The organism is Xenorhabdus miraniensis (assembly GCF_002632615.1).
In genome coordinates, this window is record NZ_NITZ01000085.1 from 1 (window position 1) to 1126 (window position 1126).

Genomic DNA, 1126 nt, shown 5'->3' on the forward strand with positions numbered 1-1126 from the left:
TGTATGACTTTTTCTTGTTTTTTTAGGAAAAAAATAAACTCATCGCTTTTTCATCGCATACCGGAATTAAAAGGCATGAATGCCGGATTTTCCAAAATAAACCAAACGTTGCAAATCATAGCAGGTTGCCTTCAGCAGCATCGCAAAATTGGCTCGCAGCTGGCCTATTGTTCGGATAAATTTTTCACCCATCTGAGAGAATGAGCCAAAGATATGTTCTACTCGTGCCCGGGTTTTCGCTATTTTCTTATTTCGGCCTTTCTGGCAATCGGATAAGGGCTTATTGCGTGACGCTTTCCTCTGAATATGAACACGATAGCCCTGTTCCTTCAGCGCACGTTCACGCATCTGGCTGGCATACCCTTTATCAGCATAAATGTCCCGACTTGTATTTGACCGATCCAAAACGGCTTCAAAAAACGGGCTATCATGGACAGCAGCGGTTCCTGTCGCGATATGGCGGATCACTTTATATTTTGTATCGACATTAATGGTAAGTTTATAGCCAAAATAACGTTTACCGTGCTTTTGGGTCCAGGTTGCCTCGGTGTCTTTCTGGCATCGTTTGTTTGCTGTCCAGTTATCCGGGGTTTTACCCTGACGGATTTGTTCATTCTCTTCCTTCTTATTGTGCTGCTTGGGAACTGGAATCAACGTGGCATCAATGATTTGACCCCCTCTAGGAATGAATCCCTGTGCCGAAAGCTGATGCTTCGCCTCTTCAAACAACGCGCAGGCACCTTCCTGCCCAATCCGTTTTTCGAAACACCAAATCGTGTTACGGTCTGGAATATTAATGACATCGGTCAAGCGACAAAAACGTTGCCAGCTCATTCGGTCAAGCAATTGATATTCCATCTTTTCATCGGAAAGATTATGGAAATGTTTCAGGATAATGATGCGAACCATCACCTCAGTCGGGAATGGCGGGCGTCCACCTTTGGGAGAAATAATGCGTGGCGCGACACGGTCTAGGGTGTCAGCCAGTGCCGAGAAATCAACATACTTATCAAGCACAAGCAACGGATCACCTAATTCATCGATTTTTCGACGGTGATATTCGGATGCCAGCTTGTCTTTTTTTAAAGCAGAACGAGGCGGTATCATGACGGCGCTACCTTGTAGA

1 protein-coding gene is annotated in these 1126 nt (G+C 45.1%); it reads right to left on the reverse strand.

The features are described from left to right. Positions 1–66 precede the first annotated feature (66 nt). On the reverse strand, positions 67–1104 hold the full coding sequence (locus Xmir_RS22130) for an IS5 family transposase (protein WP_099116108.1): 1038 nt from the start codon (positions 1102–1104) through the stop codon (positions 67–69). Positions 1105–1126: the final 22 nt, after the last annotated feature.